This window comes from Curvibacter sp. Hmag1.1, assembly GCF_059769165.1.
Genome location: NZ_JBMBGX010000002.1, coordinates 2,645,424 through 2,670,686, shown reverse-complemented (window position 1 = coordinate 2,670,686; position 25,263 = coordinate 2,645,424). Strand labels below are relative to the sequence as shown.

General features: G+C 59.7%; 22 protein-coding genes and 1 tRNA gene. 11 read left to right on the top strand and 12 right to left on the bottom strand.

Going from position 1 to position 25,263, the window contains the following annotated elements; translation table 11 throughout:
• Positions 1–2: 2 nt before the first annotated feature.
• The 4 genes from ACOAP0_RS13270 to dusB all read right to left on the bottom strand — a co-directional run bounded on the left by ACOAP0_RS13270 (position 3) and on the right by dusB (position 3,759).
• Positions 3–596, bottom strand: a complete 594-nt coding sequence (locus tag ACOAP0_RS13270) for an SIS domain-containing protein (protein ID WP_313878931.1) — start codon at positions 594–596, stop codon at positions 3–5.
• Between the two features lie 194 nt (positions 597–790).
• Positions 791–2,401, bottom strand: a complete 1,611-nt coding sequence (gene purH, locus ACOAP0_RS13265; protein ID WP_498376785.1) for a bifunctional phosphoribosylaminoimidazolecarboxamide formyltransferase/IMP cyclohydrolase — start codon at positions 2,399–2,401, stop codon at positions 791–793.
• Between the two features lie 72 nt (positions 2,402–2,473).
• Entirely contained in the window at positions 2,474–2,710 is a 237-nt protein-coding gene (locus ACOAP0_RS13260) for a Fis family transcriptional regulator (RefSeq protein ID WP_087496349.1), read from the bottom strand.
• Positions 2,707–3,759: a tRNA dihydrouridine synthase DusB gene (gene dusB, locus ACOAP0_RS13255; protein ID WP_498376784.1), complete on the bottom strand. Its 1,053-nt coding sequence runs from the start codon at positions 3,757–3,759 to the stop codon at positions 2,707–2,709. The genes ACOAP0_RS13260 and dusB overlap by 4 nt, the downstream gene beginning before the upstream one ends.
• A 148-nt stretch (positions 3,760–3,907) precedes the next feature.
• Here dusB and ACOAP0_RS13250 point away from each other — a divergent pair, with 148 nt between their 5' ends.
• Entirely contained in the window at positions 3,908–4,381 is a 474-nt protein-coding gene (locus ACOAP0_RS13250; protein WP_498376783.1) for a YqaA family protein, read from the top strand.
• 1 nt (position 4,382) lies between these two features.
• Here the strand turns inward: ACOAP0_RS13250 and mnmH are convergent, their stop codons facing one another.
• The 3 genes from mnmH to ychF are packed head-to-tail and all read right to left on the bottom strand — an operon-like array spanning position 4,383 to position 7,458.
• Positions 4,383–5,435: a tRNA 2-selenouridine(34) synthase MnmH gene (gene mnmH / locus ACOAP0_RS13245; protein WP_498376782.1), complete on the bottom strand. Its 1,053-nt coding sequence runs from the start codon at positions 5,433–5,435 to the stop codon at positions 4,383–4,385.
• Between the two features lie 12 nt (positions 5,436–5,447).
• Positions 5,448–6,344, bottom strand: coding sequence for a DMT family transporter (locus ACOAP0_RS13240; protein WP_498376781.1), 897 nt, complete (start codon positions 6,342–6,344; stop codon positions 5,448–5,450).
• A 22-nt stretch (positions 6,345–6,366) separates the two neighbouring features.
• Positions 6,367–7,458: a redox-regulated ATPase YchF gene (ychF, locus tag ACOAP0_RS13235; RefSeq protein WP_087496344.1), complete on the bottom strand. Its 1,092-nt coding sequence runs from the start codon at positions 7,456–7,458 to the stop codon at positions 6,367–6,369.
• Positions 7,459–7,489: 31 nt separating this feature from the next.
• Between ychF and ACOAP0_RS13230 the strand changes: the two genes are divergently transcribed.
• Complete coding sequence (locus ACOAP0_RS13230; RefSeq protein WP_498391436.1) at positions 7,490–9,244, top strand: sensor domain-containing diguanylate cyclase; 1,755 nt, start codon at positions 7,490–7,492, stop codon at positions 9,242–9,244.
• Positions 9,241–11,052 carry a sensor domain-containing diguanylate cyclase gene (locus tag ACOAP0_RS13225; RefSeq protein ID WP_498376779.1) on the top strand — a complete coding sequence of 604 codons (1,812 nt, stop codon included), beginning with the start codon at positions 9,241–9,243 and terminating at the stop codon, positions 11,050–11,052. Before ACOAP0_RS13230 ends, ACOAP0_RS13225 begins: the two co-directional genes overlap by 4 nt.
• On the opposite strand, the gene ACOAP0_RS13220 is transcribed toward ACOAP0_RS13225, so the two are convergent.
• On the bottom strand, positions 11,037–11,918 hold the full coding sequence (locus ACOAP0_RS13220) for an MOSC domain-containing protein (RefSeq protein WP_498376777.1): 882 nt from the start codon (positions 11,916–11,918) through the stop codon (positions 11,037–11,039). The two genes, ACOAP0_RS13225 and ACOAP0_RS13220, sit on opposite strands and share 16 nt — an antisense overlap.
• Before the next feature lie 55 nt (positions 11,919–11,973).
• Between ACOAP0_RS13220 and ACOAP0_RS13215 the strand changes: the two genes are divergently transcribed.
• The 3 genes from ACOAP0_RS13215 to ACOAP0_RS13205 all read left to right on the top strand — a co-directional run bounded on the left by ACOAP0_RS13215 (position 11,974) and on the right by ACOAP0_RS13205 (position 15,845).
• Positions 11,974–13,101, top strand: a complete 1,128-nt coding sequence (locus tag ACOAP0_RS13215; RefSeq protein WP_498376776.1) for an FAD-dependent monooxygenase — start codon at positions 11,974–11,976, stop codon at positions 13,099–13,101.
• 38 nt (positions 13,102–13,139) lie between these two features.
• Positions 13,140–13,868: a DsbC family protein gene (locus ACOAP0_RS13210; protein WP_498376775.1), complete on the top strand. Its 729-nt coding sequence runs from the start codon at positions 13,140–13,142 to the stop codon at positions 13,866–13,868.
• Positions 13,869–13,970: 102 nt separating this feature from the next.
• Positions 13,971–15,845: a M61 family metallopeptidase gene (locus ACOAP0_RS13205; protein ID WP_498376773.1), complete on the top strand. Its 1,875-nt coding sequence runs from the start codon at positions 13,971–13,973 to the stop codon at positions 15,843–15,845.
• A 24-nt stretch (positions 15,846–15,869) separates the two neighbouring features.
• Here the strand turns inward: ACOAP0_RS13205 and ACOAP0_RS13200 are convergent, their stop codons facing one another.
• A complete protein-coding gene (locus tag ACOAP0_RS13200; protein WP_498376772.1) occupies positions 15,870–16,694 on the bottom strand; it encodes an enoyl-CoA hydratase-related protein in 825 nt (274 codons plus the stop codon).
• Between the two features lie 54 nt (positions 16,695–16,748).
• Here ACOAP0_RS13200 and ACOAP0_RS13195 point away from each other — a divergent pair, with 54 nt between their 5' ends.
• The 5 genes from ACOAP0_RS13195 to scpC all read left to right on the top strand — a co-directional run bounded on the left by ACOAP0_RS13195 (position 16,749) and on the right by scpC (position 21,251).
• A complete protein-coding gene (locus ACOAP0_RS13195) occupies positions 16,749–17,528 on the top strand; it encodes an enoyl-CoA hydratase (protein ID WP_498376771.1) in 780 nt (259 codons plus the stop codon).
• A gap of 25 nt (positions 17,529–17,553) precedes the next feature.
• Positions 17,554–17,630 (top strand) — tRNA-Met (locus ACOAP0_RS13190).
• Positions 17,631–17,741: 111 nt separating this feature from the next.
• Positions 17,742–18,122 (top strand): hypothetical protein, encoded by a 381-nt coding sequence (locus ACOAP0_RS13185; RefSeq protein ID WP_498376770.1) that lies wholly within the window; start codon positions 17,742–17,744, stop codon positions 18,120–18,122.
• 114 nt (positions 18,123–18,236) lie between these two features.
• Positions 18,237–19,574 carry a tRNA (N6-isopentenyl adenosine(37)-C2)-methylthiotransferase MiaB gene (gene miaB, locus ACOAP0_RS13180; RefSeq protein WP_498376769.1) on the top strand — a complete coding sequence of 446 codons (1,338 nt, stop codon included), beginning with the start codon at positions 18,237–18,239 and terminating at the stop codon, positions 19,572–19,574.
• Positions 19,575–19,736: 162 nt separating this feature from the next.
• Complete coding sequence (gene scpC, locus ACOAP0_RS13175) at positions 19,737–21,251, top strand: succinyl-CoA:acetate CoA-transferase ScpC (protein ID WP_498376768.1); 1,515 nt, start codon at positions 19,737–19,739, stop codon at positions 21,249–21,251.
• An 87-nt stretch (positions 21,252–21,338) separates the two neighbouring features.
• Here the strand turns inward: scpC and ACOAP0_RS13170 are convergent, their stop codons facing one another.
• The 3 genes from ACOAP0_RS13170 to ACOAP0_RS13160 form a co-directional block, all read right to left on the bottom strand.
• On the bottom strand, positions 21,339–23,300 hold the full coding sequence (locus ACOAP0_RS13170) for an Lnb N-terminal periplasmic domain-containing protein (RefSeq protein ID WP_498391435.1): 1,962 nt from the start codon (positions 23,298–23,300) through the stop codon (positions 21,339–21,341).
• On the bottom strand, positions 23,300–23,785 hold the full coding sequence (locus ACOAP0_RS13165; protein ID WP_087496333.1) for a DUF3015 family protein: 486 nt from the start codon (positions 23,783–23,785) through the stop codon (positions 23,300–23,302). Before ACOAP0_RS13165 ends, ACOAP0_RS13170 begins: the two co-directional genes overlap by 1 nt.
• A gap of 268 nt (positions 23,786–24,053) precedes the next feature.
• The gene (locus ACOAP0_RS13160) at positions 24,054–25,241 is read right to left on the bottom strand and encodes a M48 family metalloprotease (protein WP_498391434.1); all 1,188 of its coding nucleotides are present in this window, start codon (positions 25,239–25,241) and stop codon (positions 24,054–24,056) included.
• Between the last annotated feature and the right edge of the window lie 22 nt (positions 25,242–25,263).

Sequence of the window (25,263 nt, the reverse complement as noted above, 5' to 3'; positions counted from 1 at the left end):
ATTTATTCGCCGACGTAGTTCTCTGGAAAGAAGTGGCGCTCGATCAGCTCAATCAGGATGTGCAGCACCTTGATGTGCAGCTCCTGTACCCGGTCTGCATAAGTTCCACCGGGGGTGCAGATGTACACATCGCTTAGGGGCTCCAGCTTCTCGCTGCGCTTGCCGCTGAGGATGATGACTTTCATGCCCAGTGCTTTGGCCGCCTCGGCGGCCTTGATCACATTCTTGCTGGTGCCACTGGTACTGAGCGCCACCAGGCAATCGCCGGGGCGGCCGTGGCCTTCGACGTAGCGGGCGAATACTTGCTCGTAGCCATGGTCATTGCCCACACAGGTCAGGTGGCCTGCGTCGCTAATGGCTGTCGCGCCCAGCGCTTTGCGATCTTTGCGGTAGCGGCCGGTCAGTTCCTCGGCAAAGTGCATGGCATCGCACATGGAGCCGCCATTACCGCAAGAGTACACCCGTCCGTGGCTCTCAAAAGTGGAGATCAGCAGTTGGGCAGCCTGCTCGATGGTCGCCAATGCGGCCGGGTTGGCCAGCAGCTTTGTCAATGCGGTGTGCGCCTCTTGCAGGCTGGAGGTGATGTGGTTTTGCATGGGACCCATTTTCGCGCAAACCCTCCTGTGTCCGGAACAACTGCAGAACAAGCCCATACACCAAGATTGCAAAGAAGCAGGATTCACTACTGAATTCATAGCTGCTCGCGCAAATTTCATGAGCGCCAGCGCATGATTTGACACAAAAAAGCCGCCCTCAGGCGGCTTTTGGACACGCATCCAGAGTCGAGGGATTAGTGGCGGAAGTGGCGCACGCCGCTGAACACCATGGACACGCCGCGCTCGTTGGCCGCATCGATCACTTCCTGGTCGCGCATGGAGCCACCGGGCTGAATGACGCAGGTCGCGCCGTGGTCCACCACTACATCCAAGCCATCGCGGAAGGGGAAGAAAGCATCGCTCGCCACAACCGTGCCAGCCAAGGACAGATTGGCATGGCCGGCTTTGATCGAGGCAATTCGGGCAGAGTCCAAGCGGCTCATCTGGCCGGCACCCACGCCCATGGTCATGCCGCCCTTACAGAAGACGATGGCGTTGGACTTGACGTACTTGGCTACCTTCCATGCAAACAGCAGGTCGTTCAACTCTTCTGCTGTCGGTTGCTTGGTCGTCACGACCTTCAGGTCGCTTAAGGCCAACTCGTGGTTGTCGGCCGTTTGCAGCAAGATGCCGGAGCCGATGCGTTTCATGTCCATCAAGTTGCGGCCTTGGTCCCATGGCGTTGTTCCACCCTTGGGCAGGTCGATTTGCAGAATGCGCACATTGACCTTGCTCTTGAAGACGTCCAGCGCTGCTGCTGTGAAGCTCGGAGCCATCAACACTTCCACGAACTGCTTGGCGATTTGTTGGGCACCGGCTTCGTCCAGCTCCGTGTTCAGCGCAATGATGCCGCCGAAGGCGCTGGTGGGGTCGGTCTGGAAGGCCTTGCTGTAGGCCTCCAAGGCATTAGCGCCGATGGCCACGCCGCAGGGATTGGCGTGCTTGACGATCACGCAGGCTGGCGTATCAAAGCTCTTCACACATTCCCAGGCGGCGTCCGCGTCAGCAATGTTGTTGTAGCTGAGCTCCTTGCCCTGCAACTGCTTGGCAGTCACCAGCGAGCCGGGGGCGGGCAGCAGGTCGCGGTACAGCGCGGCTTGCTGGTGGCTGTTTTCGCCGTAGCGCAGGTCTTGCACTTTGACGAAACGGCCGTTGCTCTGGCCGGGGAACAGGTCCAACACCGGAGCCTTGTCGCCTGCTGGCACAGCCTCACCAATTTGGATGGCCGACAGGTAGTCACTGATAGCGCCGTCGTACTGGCTGATGCGGTTGAACGCCGCGATGGACAGGCCTAGCTTGGTCTTGTCGCTCACCACTCCATTGGCTTTGAGTTCAGCAATCACCGTGTCGTATTGGGCCGCGTCGGTCAGCACCGCCACGTCTTTCCAGTTCTTGGCCGCGCTGCGTACCATGGCGGGGCCGCCGATGTCGATGTTCTCTATCGCATCTTCCAGCGTGCAACCGGTTTTGGCCACCGTGGCTTCAAACGGATACAGGTTCACCACCAAAAAGTCGATGGTGTTGATGTTGTGCTCGGCCAGCGCCGCCATGTGGGTGGGGAAGTCGCGGCGCGCCAGCAAGCCACCGTGCACGCGGGGGTGCAGTGTCTTCACGCGGCCGTCCAACATTTCAGGGAAGCCGGTCATCTCCGCCACTTCGGTTACCGGCAAGCCTTTGTCGGCCAGCAGCTTGGCCGTGCCACCGGTGGACAGGAGCTTGACGCCCTGGGCGTGCAACGCCTGGGCGAGTTCAACGATGCCGGTCTTGTCGGAGACCGACAACAGTGCAGTTTTTTGTGCGTTCATAGTGCGGGGTAAAGTAAAACCAGAAAACGTTTCACCGGACACCCGCACCATGGCGGGAGCCGGCGGGGACACTCACGAGAGCAACTTGTGCTCTACCAATTTTTTGCGCAGCGTGTTGCGGTTCAAGCCCAACCATTGGGCGGCTTTGGACTGGTTGTTGTCCGCCTGCGCCATCACCACTTCGAGCAAGGGTTTCTCTACCGCCCGAACCAGCATGTCGTACATGCCACCGGGCTCCGTGCCATCCAGATCCGCGAAATACGATTCCAGACTGGTGCGCACGCACTCATCCAAGTGCTTCTTGCTCATGCTGCCAATTCCATCATGTCATGTCCCCTTGCCTGACCAGTCGCTGCTTCCCGGGCGGGAATGCGATCCATTTTTTCATTCAACTCATCCAAATACGTTTCCACCGCGGCCACTTGGGAGGCGCTGTCTTCAAAAAGATTCATGCGCTGACGGAAGTCTTCGCCACCCGGCAGGTCTTCCAGGTACCAGCCGATGTGCTTGCGGGCCGAGCGCACGCCGATGAATTCGTCGTACAGGCTGTAATGGTCGTAGAGGTGCTCGACCAACAGCTTTTTCACCTCACTCACCAGCGGTGGTGCAAGGTGTGTGCCAGTGGCCAGAAAGTGCGCTACCTCCCGGAATATCCACGGGTAGCCTTGGGCCGCACGGCCGATCATGATGGCGTCTGCGCCCGTGGCGGCCAGCACGTCACGCGCCTTCTCGGGGGTGGTGATGTCGCCATTGGCCACCACCGGAATGCGTAAGGCCGCTTTGACGGCGGCAATCGTGTCGTACTCGGCCGCGCCTTTGTAGCCCTGCTCGCGGGTACGGCCATGCACCGTCACCATCTGCACGCCAGCGGCCTCGGCAGCGCGGGCCAGCACCACAGCATTCTTCTCGGCCTGGCACCAGCCGGTGCGCATCTTCAAAGTCACCGGTACATTGCGCGGCGCACAGGCTTTGACTACGGCGTCCACGATCTCGATGGCGAGTTGCTCGTCCTGCATCAATGCAGAACCTGCCCATTTGTTGCACACTTTTTTGGCGGGGCAGCCCATGTTGATGTCGATGATCTGCGCGCCACGGTCGATGTTGTAAACCGCCGCCTCCGCCATCATGGCCGCCTCGGTACCGGCAATCTGCACCGCAATCGGTCCGGGCTCACCATCGTGGTTCGCGCGGCGCGAGGTCTTGAGGCTGTTCCACAAATCCTTGCGGGACGTCACCATTTCGCTCACCGCATAACCGGCACCCAGCTTTTTGCACAATTGGCGGAAAGGCCTGTCAGTCACCCCAGCCATAGGGGCGACAAAGAGGTGATTCGCCAAAGCGAACTGGCCGATTTGCATGGGTAGTGTGGGAGCGGGAGGCGGTAAAAAGCGTGAAGGCCCGCACTGCTGCGGGCCTGATGTGTATTCTAACTGCTCAAAATTTCAGCAATTGAAATGCCGCCCGGATGCAGAGAGACTATGCTCGGCTCCCTATACTGGGCTCACCATGGACGCCTGGCTCACCCACTTTTTGCACCTGCTTGCTTTACCCGAGTACAGCCTGAGTACCGTATTCGCCGTCTCGCTCATATCAGCCACCTTGTTGCCCATGGGCTCGGAACCGGTAGTGCTGGGCCTGGTGCACCTGCAGCCCGACATGTTCTGGCCTGTCATTGCCGTCGCGACCGTGGGTAACACCCTGGGCGGTGCGATCACCTGGTGGATGGGCAAGGCAGCCTGCGACGTCGCTGACAAATTTGGCGGCTCCTCCAGCCATGTGCGCGCCCTGCACTGGCTCCGCCGCATGGGGCCCAAGGCCTGCCTGCTGGCTTGGCTGCCCATCGTAGGCGACCCGCTGTGCGCGGTGGCCGGCTGGCTCAAATTGCCTTTCTGGCAATGCGTGGCCTACATGGCGCTGGGCAAATGCCTGCGCTACATCACAATGACAGCCGGTGCCATCGGGTTGATATCACTCTGGTGATTTACTTCCGCTCTGCGATACGGCGAGCCAATTCCATGAACCCGGCGTCACTCACATCGTCCGTGCCCAAAGCATTCCCTTGGGCCTCAGCAGATTGCAGTTGCTTCATGGATCGGTCGTAGTAGCGGTCGTAGTGCTTGACGAGAAGGTCCTCCACCAGTTCTTCGTATTGCCCGTTCGCAATCAGGCCCTTCCACGCTTCCACTTGGGCCTTGCCGCAGGTCGCTCCCAAGCGCTCCAACTGCGCCACCAATACCGGGCTGTGCACGAAATAGGCGTAGTCCTGCAGTAAGAACCGCACGCGCGCACGGACCGGCACATGCAGGCCCATCCATTGGCCCTGCTGTATGCGCTCGTAAACCGCATCTGGCAGGCGCAACAAACCAATGCGTTTGCTTTCTGCCTCCACATACACCGGGCGTGCCGGATCAAAAGCGGACAAGGTGTGTAACACCCTGGTCTCGAACATCTTTTGCGATGGTTGCACTTGGTCCGGGAGACCACCGAGCACCGAACCTTTGTGGGCGGCAATGGCTTCCAGGTTCAAAACCTGCTCGCCCAATGCTTGCAGCGATTCAAGAACCTTGGTTTTGCCGGAACCAGTCGGCCCTGCCAGCACGCGGAAATCGAATCGGGCCGGCACAAGCTCCAGCTCACTCAGCACATGATGGCGCCAGGATTTGTAACCGCCGCTCAGACGCCGTGCCGTCCAACCCACTTCATTGAGGATATGGGTGAACGAACCACTGCGCTGCCCTCCACGCCAGCAGTACACCAAGGGACGCCAGGACTTGGGATGTGCTCCAAACAGCGTCTCAATGTGGCGCGCCACATTGCGCGCCACCAATACCGCGCCTACCTTTCGGGCTTCAAACGGAGACACTTGTTTGTACAGCGTACCCACCCGGATGCGTTCATCGTCATCCAACACGGGGCAGTTGATCGCACCGGGAATATGGTCCAACGCAAACTCGCCCGGAGAGCGTGCATCGATCACGGCATCGAAACTGCCCAATTGGGCGATATCGGCGAAGGTGTGGTTGACGGAAGTCACGCGATGTTTCCTTTAACGGACCAGAACCAGAATCGTGCCCACCACAGTTAGCCCTGCCCCCCACCAGGCACCCTTAGCAGGGGACCGTCCGAGGTGCCACCACAGCAACGGTAGCACCAGCACTGGCGACACGGAAGACAAAATCCCGACCATGCCGACATTGCCATGTTGGAGGGCCAGCAGGATCAGGCTCATGCCCAGCCCCATACCGATCATCCCGCTCAGCGCCACTTTTCCCACCACGGGCCAAGACAAGGGGTTCTGAGTGCGAGCCACCTGGGCCCCGCCCCATAACAGCGCAAGATGGGCCGCACAGGTGGCGCCTACGCGAAGCACAGTGGCAGCCACCGGGTCGACCCCGGACGCCATCACCGGTTTGGCAATCAGGGACCCGGTGGCCTGGCACAGCGCTGCGACCAGCCCCAATGCCACACCCGAAGGCACGTGGCCACGGATCTGCTCCAACGCATGCGACTCGTCCTTGCGCGACCCCAGCGCAATGGCTGTCATCACGCCGCCCACTACCAATGCCCCGCCCAATATTGCTTGAGTGCCCATGCGTTCATCCAGCACCCAAAAGCCCAGCAGCGCGCTAAAGAGCGCATGAGTGGCAAACAAAACGCCCGTGCGCCGGGGGCCCAAACGGTTCATGGAGGCAAACAGGGCGGTGTCACCCACAAAAATGCCTATGAGACCACTGGCGATCAAGACCAAGGCTTGGGCCACTGAAATGCTGTGCCACGCGCCATTAAAGAGAACGACTGGAGCCAACATGACGAAGACCAGCCCCATGCGCCAGCGCGTAAAAGCAAACGCGCCCAAATGGCGCGCTTGCGGAGCGGAAATCAGCCCGGTGAGGGCCCAGCAGGCCGCTGCTCCCAGGGCCAACCAGTCATACGACAGGGTCACATGATGTCCGTGAAAAGATGCATCAGGAACTGAACAGGAAGTTCATCACGTCGCCATCCTTGACGACGTATTCCTTGCCTTCGGCGCGCATCTTGCCGGCATCCTTGGCTCCCTGCTCGCCCTTGAAAGCAATGAAGTCGTCAAACGCAATAGTCTGGGCACGGATGTAGCCCTTCTCGAAGTCAGTGTGGATCACGCCCGCAGCCTGAGGGCCGGTGTCGCCCACATGGATGGTCCAAGCGCGCACTTCTTTCACGCCCGCGGTGAAGTAAGTTTGCAGACCCAACAAGCTGTAAGCGGAACGGATCAGGCGGTTCAAACCCGGTTCGCTCTGGCCGAGCTCTTTCAAGAACTCCAGGCGGTCCGCATCATCCATCTCGGAGAGTTCAGCTTCCATCTTGGCGCAAATGGCCACTACGGGCGCACCTTGTGCCTTGGCAAAAGCCGTCAGACGGTCCAGCAGCGGGTTATTTTCAAAGCCGTCTTCCGACACGTTCGCCACAAACATGGCGGGCTTGGCAGTGATCAGGAAGAACTGCTTCAACAAAGGTAGCTCTTCTTTGCTGAAATCAATCGTGCGCACCGGCTTGGCTTCGTTCAAGGCAGTCTGGCAACGCTCCAGGATGGACACCAGCTTGACGGACTCTTTGTCGCCGGAGCGCGCCAACTTGGTCACACGGTGCAAGGCTTTTTCGACAGCACCCAAATCCGCCAGGCACAGCTCAGTCTGGATAACTTCGATGTCGGCGATCGGGTCCACCTTGCCCGCAACGTGAATGACGTTGTCGTCTTCGAAGCAACGGACCACATTGATGGTGGCGTCTGTTTCACGGATGTGCGCCAGGAACTTGTTGCCCAAGCCTTCGCCGGTGCTGGCGCCTGCCACCAAACCGGCAATGTCCACAAACTCCACGATGGCAGGAACAATGCGCTCGGGGGTGATGATGTCCGCCAATTGTTGCAGGCGGGGATCAGGCACTTCCACCACGCCCACGTTGGGCTCGATCGTGCAAAACGGGTAGTTTTCTGCAGCAATGCCCGCCTTGGTCAAGGCGTTAAAAAGGGTACTTTTGCCCACGTTGGGCAGGCCTACAATGCCACACTTCAAACTCATAACAAACCTCTAAAAACTGGGTGCCAAGTGTATGCCATACCTGTTTCCTCGCCTGTTGGTGGCGCTGGCACTCTGGATAGGGGTGGGTGGCTGGAGCGCCAGTGCCGCGGAAACCGCCCCCCCAGACACACTGGTACTCGGTGACGGCACCAGTAGCCTGACAGTCCAAGGCCGCACATTGCAATGGCTGGAGAACGGCCGTACGGCAGACGTCAAGAATGCACTGACGGCCCCTTTTCAAACCATTCCCGCAACGCAGGTCGCTAGCCTGAACGAGAGCAACACCTTGTGGCTCAAGATGCGCGTGGTGCGGGCAGCAGGGAATACGTCTCGCTGGGTCCTCAACATTCCGCAGCCTTATTTGGACTACGTCACTCTGTACGAACTGCGTAACGGGGCCTGGTATCCGCAAACCGCCGGGGATACGCATTCCCAAACCCATTGGGCCATCCGCGGCTTGTATCCGGAATTCGAGCTAAACCTTCCGGCCGGTCAGCCACAGGACCTGCTGCTGCAAGTGCGCAACTTCAAACCGCTCCCCCTGCCACTGCGTATCAGTCCCGCTAGCGTGCGCGAAGCGCAACGCCTGATGGAGAGCATTGTGCTCGGTCTGGTGTTCGGCCTGGTGCTCACCCTGACTGTGCTTTCATTGATGCGGTATGCAGAGTTCCGCAACATTTCTGACCTGGGCGCCGCGCTGTACAGCGTGCTGATCGTCACCGCCCTGAGCCAATTCAATGGCGTACTGAACGCCTTGATCTGGACCGACGCGCCGGCTTGGGCTGATTACGCCAACAGCGTGCTGCCGGTCATTGCCCTCGGAGGGGCGCTGCTTTACGGTCGACACCTCTACGCCCTGAACACCCACCACCCGCAGTTTGATCGAGCGTTGCAAATCATGGCATGGGCCTCGTTGGCATCGGTATTCAGCTATGTGGTGGTTGATCGATCCACGGCAGACCTGATTGCCGGTGCGACGCTCCTGGTGGGCACCGCCATGGGCCTTGTAGCCACATGGCTCAACTGGCGCACCGGCTCTCCCCTGGGAGCGTGGCTCTTGTGGACGTACACCCCGCAGTTCGGCATGGTGTTGTGGATGACCCTGGAAGCCGGGGGCTACCTGCCTGCCCTCTGGCCATTGCGATATCTGCTGACGCTCACAGTAGCTGCTTCCGTGCCGGCACTGGTCTATGCATTGGGGCGTGCAACCCATGACCGTAAGGAAATTGCAGCCCGGGCAGAGCACCTCCCGACGCAGGATGCTTTGACCGGCTTGCTGACCCCAGGCGCATTTCAATCTCACCTGGAAGATGCCTACCAGCGGGCGATCAGCGGGCGCGAGCCAGTAGCTTTGGTACTGGTGACAGTGGTCAACCATGAACACATCCGCAGCAGCATGGGGGACCCGATTGCAGAACAGTGCCTCTTGCGCGCCGTGATCAAGCTGCACCGGGTACTGCGCGATGTGGATCCGGCGGCCCGCGTAGGCAGTGCCCGCTTTGCCATGCTGATGGAAGGCGTGGCCTCCCGGCAGGCTGTCACAGGGCGTTTGGTGAAGCTGGTGGCGTCCGGTCTGATCCCTTTGCAGGGCTTGCAGCCGGAAGTAACGCTGCAATTCCAAGCCGCCTGTGTACTGCTCCAGGAAAATCCGATAGCCCCCGCCAAGGCACTCGACGAATTGGCCGAAGTTTTGGCAGGCATCTCACCCCGCACCCGCCGTCCGATCCGGTTTCTCGAACCCGTGCCCACCCAGGTCGCGAGCTTGCACTCGTCCTTGTCCGCATGACACTCCTCACCTGCTCACACACACTCGTCAGTCGCGCTCTGGCCATGGTCGTTCTATGCTGGGTGGCACTGTTCAGCCAGCACGTGGGCGCGCAAACCACGTACACACTGGACGACAACGTTGGGAGTTTCCGGCTACAGGACTCTCTGGCCTTCCTGGTGGACCCGGATGGCAAAAGCAATATTGACGAGATCCTCAAACGGGACCGAAACCGCTTCAACCCGGCCAGCACCGCACGCAGCCTGCCCCTGCGGGAAGGCAATTCTGTCTGGGTGCGCTTGAGTCTTGCGCGAGACGCGCACTCCACCGCCAAGTGGACATTGGCCATTCCCCTGCCTTACCTTGATTACGCGGCGCTGTACCAACCTGATGGACAAGGCGCCTGGACCCGTCAAGTGGCCGGAGACACCTTGCCAGTCGACAGCTGGAGCCGGCCCGCGCTCTACGCGGACTTCAAGCTCGACGTGCCGGTGGAAGGGGCTTACGACGTCTATCTGGAGCTCCGCAATTTCAAGCCCACGCTGATGCCGCTGATGATCGCGACAGAGAGCAAACGCAATAGCCAGAGGGAACTGGAACATTTGCTGCTGGGTGGTCTGTTTGGAGCGCTCATCATGCTGGTGGGCGTATGCGCCATCCATTACTTGCAAAGTCGCAGCGCGGACGATGGTTGGTACACCCTCTATGCCGCTGGTATGGCGGTCGTGGTGAGCTGCATGACAGGACTTTCGGGTTTGTGGTTGTGGCCTCAATCTCCAGCCTGGTCCAACTACACCCACTTCAGCATGCCCATTCTGGGCTTGGGTGCAACACTTATCTTCGTGCGGCACATCACTTCGTTGGACGCGGGCTTTCCGCGTCTCTCGCAAGCTGTCTACGGGGTTGCAGGATTCGGCATTCCCATCGCACTATTGGGCGTGGCCATCGACCGCAGTGTGGCCGACGTGTTCAATGCGGTATACCTCGCGATTTGCCCCCTTCTGCTGTTGGTAGCCACAATCCAGACCTGGCGCCGCGGCCATGCAGTAGGCCGCTGGCTGACGATCGCCTACACACCCAACGCCGTGGTGACCGTTTACATCGGGCTGCAAATGTTGCAGCTGCTACCGGCATGGTGGCAGTCCCGCTACCTGATGGTGGCAGCAGTGGCATTGTCCGTTCCGCTCCTGCAACAAGCCTTGCATTTGCGCGCCCGCGAGCGACGCGAAGTCCAGGAGCGTGCAGACGCGCTTCCGACCCAGGACGCGCTGACAGGCTTATTGACCCGCCCGCTGTTCGACACCCAAGTGGAGCTGGCGATCAAGCGTTCGCGCCAGAACCGGGAGCCCTCCGCCATCGTGATGGTGGAGGTGGTGAACTACAGCTACTTGCGTGAGTCCTATGGCGACGCCATTGCCGAACAATGCCTGCTGCGTGCAGCCGTCAAACTTCACCGCGTATTGCGTGACGTGGATCCCGCCGGCCGTGTGGATACTGCCCGCTTCGGCTTGGTGCTCGATGGAGTGGCATCACGCCAGGAACTCACGGAGCGCATGGTCCGCCTGGTGGCCTCCGGCCTGATCCCACTGCCCGGACTGCGCCCGGAAGTCACGCTGCAATTTCACATCAGCTGTGCCTTGTTGACCGAGGTAGTCGCCGACAAGCGCACAGTTCTGCAAGAGCTGCAGGACGTTTTGCACGGCATGTCTCCGCGCACCCGACGCCCCATTCGCTTCCTGGAGCCCGCACCAACGATGCCGGCAGCCCTGCCCTCCAAGGATGACGGCAACTCTGACCGAGCACCGCTCACGCCTCACTCAAAACCATAGCTCGCCGCCACCGACTGGCCCACTCGCAGCACAGCACCCGCACCGGCTTGCACGATGGCATTCATGCCGAACGTGATCGCGCCGTTCACGCGGGCATCCTGCCGGTAGGCCATCAAGGCGTCACCAACGCCCGGATGGGTTTGGGCCGTGACGGGATCAATGTTTGGAATCGGGCAGCGAGCACAGGGCTTCACCAAGGCCAGGCGGGGACGGACTTGACGCTCTGCGTCCATCTCCACTTCCAGCACCGTGAGGTGATCTTCATCATGCGCATCCAGCCCACCCAGGACCAGATTGGGGCGGAAGCGGTTTATACCGACAGGGGCTAATCCGGCAGCGGCCAGTCGGGCGTTGAGGGGATCCATGGAAGCATCGGTAGTCACCAACACCGGGTAGCCGTCGGCAAACTGGGTGTGGCTGGGTGCACCACCTGTCCAGCGCGTGCTGCACGGACGTTGCACCTGCGGAGCAAAGCGCACCAGCCGTACATCGGGCTCGCCCAATACTTGCTGCAACCACAAAGCTGCGTCTTCCCCCATGTCCATGGCATCCAACGTGTCATCCCACACCTGCACGCGGCGCAAAGGGCCTTGCGCTTGAAGCGGCACCACAAGGGGCGCCACTTCCGGTCCGTGCAGCTCCAAGGCGCCGGAGGTGATCCGGGGTTGCACCAAGGCCATCCGGGGGCATTCGCGCTGCGTCAGGAATAGGCCCTCTGCGTCCACCACCATCCAGTGTCGGTCCCACTCCAGGCCGGTCTCCAGTAAACGGGCTTCCATCACAGAGATTCCAGCGAGTGATTTAACTGGGTAAATCATCAAAGCAGCGATGCGGCCGTGCACATCGGGGGTGAAACTGTCGGGCATGGGGCTTTCCTGGTGCATAGAGTCTGCATTGTGCACAGCCTCCTACAATGCCCGCATGGCCCAAACCTATGACATTTGTATCCGTGGCGCTGGCATTGTGGGGCGCACGCTGGCGCTGCATCTAGCGGCCAAACGCTTGAAGGTTGCCTTGGTAGTGACCGCTGCCGGAAACACGGCAGCAGACACTGATGTGCGAGCGTACGCACTCAATCAGCAATCCCGCGCGCTGTTGGAAGGGGTGCGTTGCTGGCCCGCAGGAGACAGCGCCACCCCTGTCCTGCACATGCAGGTCGAAGCGGATGCCCAAGCCCAAGTGAACTTTGCGGCAGCAGACCAGGGAGCTGAGGCACTGAACTGGATCGTCGATGTGCCGGTGCTGGAGCAGCAATTGGCACAAGCCGTGCAGTTTCAGCCCCTGATCACCGTGGTCGACTCGCCCCAGCCCGCCACCCTCACCGTCGTATGTGAAGGCCGCTCTAGCACCACGCGTGATGAATTCGGCGTTGAGTTCGACGTGTTCAAGTACGATCAATGGGCAGTCGCGGCCCGGGTGGAGAGCGAGCTCCCTCACGGGCAGACTGCGCGTCAGTGGTTCAATGAAGGCGAAATTGCCGCACTATTGCCGATGGGCGGCGCACAAGGGAACTTCCACGCCCTGGTGTGGTCAGTCAGTCCCGAGCGCGCACAACACCTGCTGAACAGCCCTGACATGGAATTTACCGACGCATTGCAAACCGCCTCCCGCATGGCCGTGGGCAGCTTGCGCCTCACCGGCCGCCGTGCCAGTTGGCCCCTGCAACATGCTGTGGCACGGCGCTGGGCAGGTACGGCCTCGATGGCTGGCGCATCACGTGCCTGGGTACTGGCCGGCGATGCCGCCCACAACGTACACCCCTTGGCGGGCCAAGGCCTGAATCTCGGGCTGGGCGACGTGGCCGAACTGGTGAAGGTGCTGGATGGCCGCGGCTATTGGCGCGCGGTGGACGATATGCGCCTGCTGCGCCAGTATGAACGGGCCCGCAAAGCTGAATTCGCGATGGTGGGTGGCAGTGGCGATTCCTTGCAACAACTTTTTTCACATCCCCATGAACTGGTGCAAAGTGCACGCAGCTGGGGCATGCGGGGCTTTGACAACCTTCTGCCCCTGAAGCGCTGGGTAGCCCGCCGCGCAATGGGCCTTTAAGGCCTTAGTCCAACTTTTCTGAACGGAACTTTCCCCTTATGCATTTCACCCGATTGTTTGCCGCTTGCCTCGGTTTGGCCTTGGCCGCCCTCACCACCGGCGCAACTGCCCAAGAGGCCGCCATCCGCGAAGCCATTGCCAAACGCGTGCCCCAGCTCAAGGCGATTGACGAAGTGCGCCCCTCCAAGATTCCGGGCCTGTATGAAGTCCGCGTCAACGGCGCCGAGATCTATTACACCGATGCCAAAGGGAACTACCTCATCCAGGGCAACATGTTTGAGACCAAGGGCCTGCGCAACTTGACCGAAGAGCGCATCAACAAGCTCACTGCGATCAAGTTCGACACCCTGCCGTTCAAGGACGCATTCACCATCGTGCGTGGCAACGGCTCGCGCAAGGTAGCCGTGTTTGAAGACCCCAACTGCGGCTACTGCAAGCGCTTTGAGCGTGACCTGCAGAAGATCGACAACGTGACGGTCTACATGTTCCTGTACCCCATCCTGGGACCGGACTCCACCGAAAAGTCGAAGGCCATCTGGTGCAGCAAGGACAAGGCGGTCGCCTGGCAGGATTGGATGCTTCGCGACCAACCCGCACCTGCTGCCGCCGCCATGTGCGACACCACGCCCCTGGCCCGCAACGTGGAGTTCGGCAAAACTTACCGCATTCAAGGTACCCCTACCCTGCTGTTTGAAGACGGCAACCGCGTGCCTGGTGCCATCGACGCCCAGCAAATCGAGAAGCACCTGAAAGACGCCAAGGGCTGAAGCGCCTGGGCATCCGCTCTTTCACAGTCGCACCCGAAAGAAAACGCTCCTGAATTCATAGCTGCTCGCGCATATCCGGCGGGCGCAAACCGGTTTTTTGGCATGAAAAATTCCTCCAAGTCCCCCAAGACCGCCAAATCCGTGGCAAAGACCTCTGCCCCTCAGGCTGCAGTGCACTACAGGGTGGAAGTGGCAGATCTGCATGCCCACCTCTACCGGGTCACCATGACGGTGGCGTCGCCGTCCAGTCTGCAGGTGCTGCGGCTGCCGGCTTGGATACCGGGCAGCTACCTGCTGCGCGAATTTGCCAAGCACCTGCAAAAGCTGGAATGCCGCCAAGGCGGCAAGCGGGTCGCAGCCGAGCAACTGGACAAGGCGACCTGGCAAGCCCACTGTCGCCCGGAGCTGCCGCTGGAAGTGAGCTACGAGGTCTACGCCTTCGACGCCTCAGTGCGCACCGCTTGGCTGGACGCGCAGCGCGGTTTTTTCAATGGCACCAGCCTGTGCCTGCAGGTGCCCGAAGCAGCAGCACAGCCGCACACTTTGGAAATGCTGCCGGTTGCAGACGCCCAAGGCTGGCAGCTGGCCACCGGACTGGAGCCGGTGCGCATCGACAAAGCCGGCTTCGGCCTCTACCGCGCCGAGGACTACGACACCCTGGTGGACTGCCCGGTGGAAATGGGCCCGTTCTGGAGCGGCAGTTTCGAGGTATTCGGAGTGCCGCACCGCTTTGTGGTGGCGGGCGCTCCGCCCAGCTTCGATGGCGAGCAACTGCTGGCCGACACTCGCGCCATCTGCGAGGCCGAGATGCGTTTCTGGCATGACAGCGAACTCGAAAGCTATCAAAAAGAGAGCGCCTCGCGCAAGAAGGATGGGCGCCAGAGCCCGATTCCATTCAAAAACTACGTCTTCATGCTGGCCGCGGTGCACGACGGCTACGGCGGGCTGGAGCACAAAAACTCCACGGCGCTGATCTGCAACCGCAAAGACCTGCCGCGCCTGCCCCGCAGCACGCTGGCGCCCACCACACACAAGCAGCCCGAGGGCTACACCACGCTGCTGGGGCTGATCAGCCACGAGTACTTCCACACCTGGAACGTGAAGCGCTTGCGCCCCGCAGAACTGGCCACCTATGACTACACCCGGGAAAACTACACCGAGCTGCTGTGGTTCTTTGAAGGCTTCACCAGCTACTACGACGATCTGCTCTTGCGCCGCGCCAAGCGCATCGACAACGCGGCCTACCTCAAACTGCTGAGCAAGACCATCAACCAAGTGAACCAGACGCCCGGCCGACTGGTGCAGAGCGTGGCCCAAAGCAGCTTCGACGCCTGGGTGAAGTACTACCGCCAGGACGAAAACACCGCCAACGCCACCGTGAGCTACTACACCAAGGGTTCCCTGGTCGGCCTGTGCCTGGACCTGACGCTACGGGCCGAGGGCAGGACCACGCTGGACGCCGTGATGCGCGGCCTCTGGACGCGTTGCGCCGGGGGCCCCATGACCGAAGCCGACCTGCTGACCGTGCTGCAAGAGCTGGGTGGCCGCTCGTTTGCCAAAGACTTGGAGCGCTGGGTGCACAGCACCAAGGAGCTGCCGGTGGCCGAGCTGCTGGAGCAGCACGGCGTGCAAGTGAACCGCGAGCCGGACCAGGTGGCCCAACAGCTGGGGCTGCGCGTCAAGGAGTCCGGCGGGCTGTTCATCCAGCAAGTGCTGCGCGGCGGCGCGGCCGAAAAGGCCGGCTTTGCGGCAGGCGACGAATGGCTGGCCGTGCAAGCCGAGGACGAGCCCTGGCGCATGCAGGCCCTGGACGACCTGACGCTTTACACCGGCAAGGCCAAGAAAGTCACAGCAGTCGTATCGCGTGACAAGCGGCTGATGAACCTGCAACTCACCCTGCCTGCAGCCTCTCAAGCCGTGCGCCTGTCGGTGCGCGATGCGGCCGCAACCAATAAATGGCTGGAGAGCGCCGGCTGATCCGGCTCTTCACCAACCCTGCAGCTATTTGCCAGTGAATCGAGGGGCGCGTTTCTCACGGAATGCCATCACGCCCTCGAGATAGTCATGGGTGCGGCCCATGGCACTTTGGGTATCCCGCTCGGCGTCCAGCTGTTGGTTCAGGCTGCGGTTAAGCCCGTCGCGCAGTAGATGGCGGGTAGCCACCAGCGCGGTAGTCGGCATCGCGGCCAAGCGCTGAGCCATATCCATGGCTGCTGTGACACAGTCTTCGGCCACTTCCCAGATCAGCCCCCAGTCTTTGGCCTGCGCGGCAGGTAGCGCGTCACCAGTCATCGCCAAGGCAAGCGCCCGGGCCATGCCCAGGCGCTGGGGCATGAACCAGCTGCTGCCGGCGTCAGGCACCAGCCCTATCTTGCTGAATGCCTGAATGAACTTGGCACCCGGCGCAGCAATGGCCACATCACAAGCCAATGCCATTGAAGCCCCTGCCCCTGCAGCCACGCCATTGACGGCCGCAATCACCGGCATGCGCAAAGCTTGAATACGCCGGGTGGTAGGGTTGAAGGCCTGGTCGATCACGGGGCCGGGATCGGCGCGCTCCACGAGGTTGGGGCCGGGCTCGAAATCGAATTTCGTCAAATCCGCCCCTGCGCAAAAGCCGCGGCCTGCACCGGTAATGATCACGGCACGGATGGCGGAATCCGATTCTGCGCGGTCCAGCGCCTTCCACAAATCGGCATGCATTTGGCGGGTGAAGCTGTTCAGGCTTGCCGGGCGATTCAAGGTCAGCAACGCCACTGCGCCCTGTTCGGCGTAGGTGACGGTAGATTCAGAGGAGTTGGTAAGAGTCGTGCCGGCGTCAGTCATGTGCAAACCCTCTTCGCTATAGTTCAAAACATCAAAAATCCGGAGAGTTCCATCATGAGCTACGAATGCATCACCACCCGTATCGAAGGCGACAAGGTTGCCATCATCACGCTCAACCGCCCCAAGCAGCTCAACGCGCTGAATGATCAACTGATGGATGAATTGGGCGCGGCGCTCAAGGCCTTTGACGCGGACCCCGCCATCGGCTGCATGGTGATCACCGGCAGTGAGAAAGCCTTTGCCGCCGGCGCCGACATCACGGCCATGGCCAAGTTCAGCTTTGCAGATGCCTACAAGGGTGACTTCATCACCCGCAACTGGGAAACCATACGCACCATCCGCAAGCCGGTCATCGCCGCTGTGAGCGGCTTTGCGCTAGGCGGCGGCTGCGAATTGGCCATGATGTGCGACTTCATCATCGCCGCGGACAACGTCAAGTTCGGCCAGCCCGAGATCAAGCTGGGCATCATCCCCGGCGCGGGCGGCACGCAACGCCTTCCCCGTGCTGTGGGCAAGTCCAAGGCCATGGACCTGGCCTTGACCGGCCGCATGATGGACGCCGCTGAAGCCGAGCGCGCAGGCTTGGTGAGCCGCGTGGTGCCGCTGGACAAGCTGCAGGAAGAAGCTCTGGGTGCTGCGCTGCAAATTTGCGCTTTCTCTCAAGTAGCCACCATGGCGGCCAAGGAAGCCGTGAATCGCTCGTTTGAAGGCACATTGGCAGACGGAATTGCATTCGAGCGCCGCATGTTCCACGCCTTGTTTGCCACCGCAGACCAGAAGGAAGGCATGGACGCCTTCGTGAACAAACGCGCGGCGAACTTTACGCACCAATAAATTCTGGTCTATAATGCCGGTCTTCGGTCGTATAGCTCAGTTGGTTAGAGCGCAGCATTCATAATGCTGATGTCGGTGGTTCAAGTCCACCTACGACCACCAAACAAGAAAACCCGTAGTTCGAAAGCGCTGCGGGTTTTTTTCTTGGCTGGCCCGGTTTGGGGCTCAGCCACTAAAATGCGGCACTTCATTCACAGCCTCTGGATACACACCATGAACCGCTGCATTCTTTTGCTTTGCTCACTGGGCCTTGCGGCCACAGGTGTCATCGCGCAAACCGGCCCTACCAGCAGAAACCTCACCACTACGGATGGCTCCGTGGTGGCAGTACGCACCTTTCCCTCTAACGCGCTGCGTGGCACGCTGATTGTCCAAGCGCCGCCCGAGGTGCTGCTGGACACCAAAGCCGACCGCCTGTCCCCCGGCGCTCGGATACGCGGGGCTAACGGCATGCTGGCCCTGTCGGCCACCCTGATCGGGCAAACCTTGCCTGTGATGTACACCCGCGAACCCAACGGGATGCTGCATGACGTTTGGGTGATGACCGAGCTGGAAGCCCAGCTCATCCCGGCCAAGCCCTCGTACTCCAAGTAAGCAGGTGCGACCCCGGGTCGCCTCCAGCATTCACTTTGGTAGCCATTTGGCACCTGGCGCCCGCTGCGTATGCGCGAGCAGCTCCTGAATTCATAGCATTGAAACAAACCCATCATGTCCAAAAAAGTCTTTATCAAAACCTTCGGCTGCCAGATGAACGAGTACGACTCGGACAAGATGGCTGACGTGCTCGGCGCAGCGCAGGGCTACGAGCCCACAGACGATGTGGAACAGGCCGACCTGATTCTGTTCAACACCTGCTCGGTGCGCGAGAAGGCACAAGAGAAGGTGTTCAGCGACCTGGGCCGCATCAAGCACCTCAAGGCCAAAGGGGTGCAAATCGGGGTGGGCGGCTGCGTGGCCAGCCAGGAAGGCGCCGAAATCATCAAGCGCGCACCTTATGTGGACGTGGTGTTCGGCCCGCAAACCCTGCACCGCCTGCCCGAAATGCTGAATGCCCGCAAAGCGCTGGACAAGCCGCAGGTGGACATCAGCTTCCCGGAGATCGAAAAGTTTGACCACCTGCCCCCCGCCAAGGTGGACGGTGCCAGTGCCTTCGTGAGCATCATGGAAGGCTGCTCCAAATACTGCAGCTACTGCGTGGTGCCCTACACCCGCGGCACGGAAATCAACCGTCCCTTTGAAGACGTGCTGGTCGAGATTGCGGGCCTCGCCGACCAGGGCGTGAAAGAGGTGAACCTGCTGGGCCAGAACGTGAATGCCTGGCGCAACGCCATGGGCGACTCGGGCGAGATGGCCGACTTTGCCACCTTGCTGGAATATGTGAGCGACATCCCCGGCATAGAGCGCATCCGCTACACCACCAGCCACCCCAACGAGTTCACGCCCAGCCTGATCGCGGCTTACGAAAAGCTGCCCAAACTGGTGAGCCACTTGCATTTGCCGGTGCAGCACGGCAGCGACAAAATTTTGATGGCTATGAAGCGCGGCTACACCGCCATGGAATACAAAAGCACTATCCGCAAGCTGCGCGCCATCCGGCCCGACATGAGCATCAGCTCGGACTTCATCGTCGGCTTCCCTGGCGAGACGGATGAAGACCACGCGAAGATGATGAAGCTGATCCATGACATCGGCTTTGACAACTCCTTCAGCTTCATCTTCAGCCCCCGCCCCGGCACGCCGGCGGCCAACCTGCACGATGACACCCCACACGAAGTGAAGCTGGCCCGCCTGCAAGAGCTGCAAGCCGCCATCAACGCCAACATTGCCACTATCAGCAACCAACGCCTGGGCACGGTGCAACGCATTCTGGTGGAAGGCGGCAGCAAGCGGGACAACGGCGAGCTAATGGGCCGCACCGAGTGCAACCGGGTGGTGAACTTTGCTGGTAATCCACGCCTGGTGGGGCAGTTGGTGGATGTGACGATCACTGAGACGCGCAGCTACACCTTGCGCGGTGAGGTGCTGACTGCAGAGCACGCAACCTGAGGTTGATACGCCATGGATGAAGGGCTCCTGCCGGAGCCCTTTTTGCTTTTTGCTTGCCTTAGGTCAAGAATTTCGGAAGGGTAAACCCGCAAGCCAGACGTAAGATGACCCGCACCGTCACCGACCGCCCGACCTCGCATCATTGCCCCGGAATTTATGAACATGTCATCGGCCTCCCGCATTCAACACCCCGCCTTTCAGGCCAAGATCATGTCAGCCGAGGCCGCCGCCGCCCTCATCCCGGCTGGGGCGAATGTGGGCATGAGCGGCTTTACCGGCTCGGGCCACCCGAAGGCGGTGCCGCAGGCGCTGGCAAAACGCATGGAAGCATTGCACGCAGCGGGCGAGAACTTCCAAATCGGTTTGTGGACGGGCGCCTCCACCGCGCCCGAGCTGGACGGCGCACTGGCCCAAGCCCACGGGGTCTCCATGCGACTGCCTTACCAGTCCGACCCCACGGTGCGCAAGCAGATCAACGCGGGGCAGATGCAGTACACCGACATTCACCTCTCGCACGTGGCGCAGCTGGCGTGGTTCGGGTTTCTCGGGCCACTCAAAGTGGCGGTGGTGGAAGTGGCTGGTATCTTGCCCGACGGGAGGCTGATCCCCTCGTCCTCGGTGGGGAACAACAAGACCTGGCTGGACTTGGCCGACCACATCATTCTGGAAGTCAACAGCCATCAGCACACCGGGCTGGAGGGCATGCACGACATTTACTACGGCACCCGCATTCCGCCGCACCGCCAGCCCATCCCGCTGGTGGCGCCCGGCGACCGCATTGGCGACTGCTACCTGCACTGCGACCCGGCCAAGGTGATTGCCGTGGTGGAAACCAGCGAACACGACCGCAACTCGCCTTTTTCTCCACCGGATGAAACTTCCGAACGCATTGCCGGGCACATCATCCAGTTCCTGAAGCAAGAGGTAAGCGCCGGCCGCCTGCCTGCGGACCTGCTGCCGCTGCAGAGTGGCGTGGGCAATATTGCCAACGCGGTGCTCATCGGCTTAAACAAGGGCCCCTTCAACAACCTCACCGCATACACCGAAGTGCTGCAAGACGGCATGCTGGAGATGATCAAGTCCGGCAAGCTGACCATGGCCTCGGCCACTGCGCTGTCCTTCAGCCCGGCGGCGCTGGACGAGTTCAACGCCAACATCGACTTTTACCGCGAGCGCGTCGTGCTCCGTCCCCAAGAGATGAGCAATCACCCGGAGGTGATTCGCCGCCTGGGGCTCATTGCCATGAACGCGATGATCGAGGCCGACATTTACGGCAACGTGAACTCCACCCACGTCATGGGCAGCAGCATCATGAACGGCATCGGCGGCTCGGGCGATTTTGCGCGCAACGCCTATCTGTCCTTCTTCATGACGCCCTCCACCGCCAAGGACGGCGCCATCTCGTGCATCGTGCCCATGGTCTCGCACACCGACCACACCGAGCACGATGTGGAAATCATCGTCACCGAACAAGGCCTGGCCGACCTGCGCGGCAAGTCGCCAACCCAGCGGGCCCAACTCGTCATCGAGCACTGCGCCCACCCCGACTTCCGCCCTGCCCTGCGCGACTACTTTGACCGTGCCCAGCAGACAGCCCCTGGCCGCCACACTCCGCACATCCTGAGCGAGGCGCTGTCGTGGCACGACCGGTTTGTGAAGATCGGACGGATGCTTTGATTTGCTATTGATTTAGGAGCTGTTCGCGCAAATTCCGTATGCGCCAGCAGCCCATCAAGCAACTAGTCACCATACTCCTACGCCTGCTTACCAATAGGCACCAAAACCGAAGGTGGTTCGCGCCACGCCGTCACGCTCCCACAAAAGTCGCCAATCCATTGCGCGAGAAATAGGGGTCCGCCATTCCAAAGTGCTGATATGGCGAGTGCTCTCGGAACGGTCAAGCGACACCTTGGTTTCTTGGCTCAAATTGACATGACTCCCGTTCTGAAACCGCTTGGAAAGTTTCAGCAATACAGACGTAAGTGCCATACCTTCGTTGTTTCGGTTGGACTGCACGGCGCCGCCCAAGCCAAGTGCAAGAATGGAATTGGGTGTCGGCAACGACATGACCTTGCGATAGTCGCCCTGAAGGCGAAAGACTAGGCAATCTGTGCAAGCTAGGCTTTGTTTCTCAAGGCCGAATCGGGCTGTCCACCCCGTACCCCCGTCACCGGGCATGCGGGTCATGGAAGGTCTGTTGCTGTTGATGGCCACGAAGTCCAGTTTCTTCACCTGCACCGTGTCGCTCTGCCGTTCCAGAGTGAGATCCCCCATGCTCAAACCACTCCACGGAGCCTGAGCCGCATCGCTATCCAAATCATCGTAATAGGCAGGGCGAATGCGTAGGGTCTGAACCGGACCAGCCCCTTCTTGACTCCCCAGCCCGATTTGCACCCATCCGGGAGAACGCCCCACATCAGGCGCATCCCTTGCATCCGCTACAGCCCCCTTGGGGGCTGTGACTGCAGGCGGCAAGTCAAAGCGGGCCTTCAACACCGAGAAATAGGCCTCCGGCAATTTTTTTTCACTTCCCGCATCCGTGCTACCACTGGTGAACTGATAGTAGTCGAGCAAAGTGTCCGCCATCCTGGCTTGATCGGCTTCAGGCTGCAACTTGACTGAAGGGTCACTTAGGGTGATTCTCTGCACGGCGATCGATTGCACGAGCGCCTGCTGCTCGCCATTGAGGGCATTGAAACCTTGATACAGACGTGACTGCCGGGAGGGATGGAGTCTTCGCTCCTTTACGAAGGGCTTGCCGTCCCTGGACTGATTCGCAACCACCTTGACCACCTCTTGCGGAATAACCCATGGCGCGGCCGTCGGCACGGCCTTCACATCCTTCAAAAGCTCCAGCACTTCCGCGACCCGGAATGCGCAGTTGTCATGAAAGAAAAAATAGGTGTAACGCTTGCGATGGATCTCCCAGGCGTGGGCGGAGAGGAAGCGCACCTCCTCTGGCGCTAGATCGAGACGGTACTCCCACAAGTCACGAAACTCATTCTCCGTATAAGTCGCGTCGTGATAGAAAAAATCGATTTGGCTGAATCCGCCGTCGTAACCACCGACCAGCGCTTTCGCGATGTACTGGACCGGGTTGTCACCTTTCACATCAAGTGCCCCGAAATTTTCAGTCTTGTCGAGCAGATACGACTGCCCGCTCTTCTTGGAGTTGAACTTCAAGAATAAGTGGCCGTAATAGGAAGCTGGATTGCCCAAATAGCCATTGGCAAACATCAGGCTGATGGAATCAATGTCCCGAGGATCGCCCCACTCAACGAAAGCCGGGCAGCTCAAATCCTTGAGAACGCTTTGGAGCTCATTCCGCAGCCCGGATATTCGCGTCTCCAGCCACTGCCTGCGAGCCGGAAAGCGACATGCAGCGTGATCATCCTCACCCCCCACGACGACAGGCTGATGAAATGCACGAACTGTCGCGGACAACTCTGCCGCCGCGTCTGTGCTACCTTGGGGATCCAAGAAAAACTCGGGGCTATGAATCGCACTCCGGGTGTTGCCGATGACTCCCCCTTGGTAATGCAGCAAGCGCAACCACGTTGCGTCGCGGGATAACTCCACATAGCCAGAAGTCGCACTAGGGACCTCCAATGCCGATCGGGAGGCCAGAGGACACCCCAGCAAAACCGAAAACACCAGCAACAAAGCCGGCATCTGCAGACGAAAAAAAGCCCCCGAAGGGGCTATTTCATGAGATCGCAAAGGCATCAAGCGCCGCAACGGCCTTGGGCAGCTGACTGGATGACTTGATACATTTGGCCAGCCTTCTGGATTTGGCTCTGACCGCCGTAAGAAGAGGTCGATACCATGCGCCCAAACTCACCGCGCACTTGGGTGGCCGCTACGGGCTGAGCTACTGCACTGCAGCCAAACACTTCAAGTGCAGCGCTCAAATGATCGCCTTGACCGCGAGCGATTTCTTCAGAAATCTGGGCATAGTTGTCGCGAATCAACATAGCTGCTTTGACCTTCTTGGGGGAGCACATCTCAGGAGAATAAGAAGCGGAAGACAAAGCCGTGGTACCCAGATCCCATGTCACGTTTGAAGTAGCAGCAGCCCAATCCGTATCCTTGAAAATTGATGCACCGATACCGCACTCGGTGTATGGGCTTGGACCGGAGCCCTGTGCGCCAGCAGCCAAAGTGAGACCAGATGCAGCCAGCAACAAACCGGCAATAACAAACTTCTTCATGCTTTCTCCCTGCAATATTGAACGTTAAGTTGAAAACGGCTTTTGATAAACCGTGAGAAAATTGTAAATTGAAAACTTGCTTCGAAAACCCTCATTGGGGAAATAGCTCGTAGCACTTTTAAAACCGCTGCGACCCTCAGCTTTAATCGCCCTCTATATCTCGCTGGCAGCTAAACAACCTAGGCCGGCCATTGGTTGCAACTTTTGTGACCTGACGAATTGATGAAAAACCGGGGGGGGCTTTTCATCCGCCGAACCAATGAACTGGTTAGTTCGAGCAGGATAAGGGGAGTGCCGCGGGTTTCATCCCTTCACCGGCCTCACAAGTCCATGCAATGCCGTTTGCTTCATCTGGTGCGACTTTGGGAACCAACAAAAGGGTCCCTGCTTTTGTCGGCACGTCGACGATCATGCTTTCGGAATTGATACCCATGCGCCTTCCATCTGGCAAGGTTTCTTCCAGGCCTGCTTCGCGAAAGGTAGGAACCTTCTGGTGTTGCCCATAAAAGGCTGCCAACTGATTTCGCGTTGGAGCAGACTGAATCCAAGCCTGACTCACGACTGCTTTGTTCGTGTATTCCTGATATGCCGGTAGAGCTACTGCGGCCATGACCCCAAGAATCGCGACCAAAATGAGAAATCCCGAACCACCACCAGCTGCCCCGCCATACGGAACGAAGAGCCCCAAGAAGTAAGCAAACGGATTGCGTTGAGGCAATGTCCGATCCGGTGTCCTTATGCGCCAGACACGCTTCGTCAGCCATGGATACCCATTGACGATTTCATGAAATGAAGACCAAAACCCAGCAGCATTGACGACCTGCTGCGTGTACGCATGGATATCGGTCGTTTTGACCCGAATAGGACCTGCACCCAAGACAATCAACGCCCTGGCAGCTGTCTCAGCGCTTTCACAACAGGCTCGACCATGGAGGTCGCACGAGTACTCTTTAGCGCGTGAATAGGCAGCGCCCAGTAAAGGAAGCCACATCATAGGCAGACGCCAAAGTTGACCCGTCAGATGCTTTAGCCTTATGTGCCCTAGCTCATGTCCGATATAGAAGTTGATGCTGTCTGGCTCAACTTCAAAAGTATCTACAACATCGGAATAAAGAATTACGAAATTGCGTCCGAAGAACCGAGTGGCGAAGGCATTGAAAATACCGTTCCCATTCAACAAGTAAGCCTCAGGCAGTACATCTATATGCAGCTTTTCGCAGCAATCTTTGAATCTAGCATGTAGATCCGGAAATTGCTCTTCAGTGATTTGCACGGCAGTGCCGCGTACTGCAGCCACCCACGCAGACTGTGCAAATATATAAGCAATAAACCCCAAAAGCACATAAATCAAGGCCAAGCCCAACGTACCCACAAGAATGAGCAGCCAGGCAACGATGCCAAGCGCCAAAGTAATCTTCCCAAGCACACGTTCTCGCGGATATACCAACTCATCCATCATCTTCTCCCTCATTTTTACT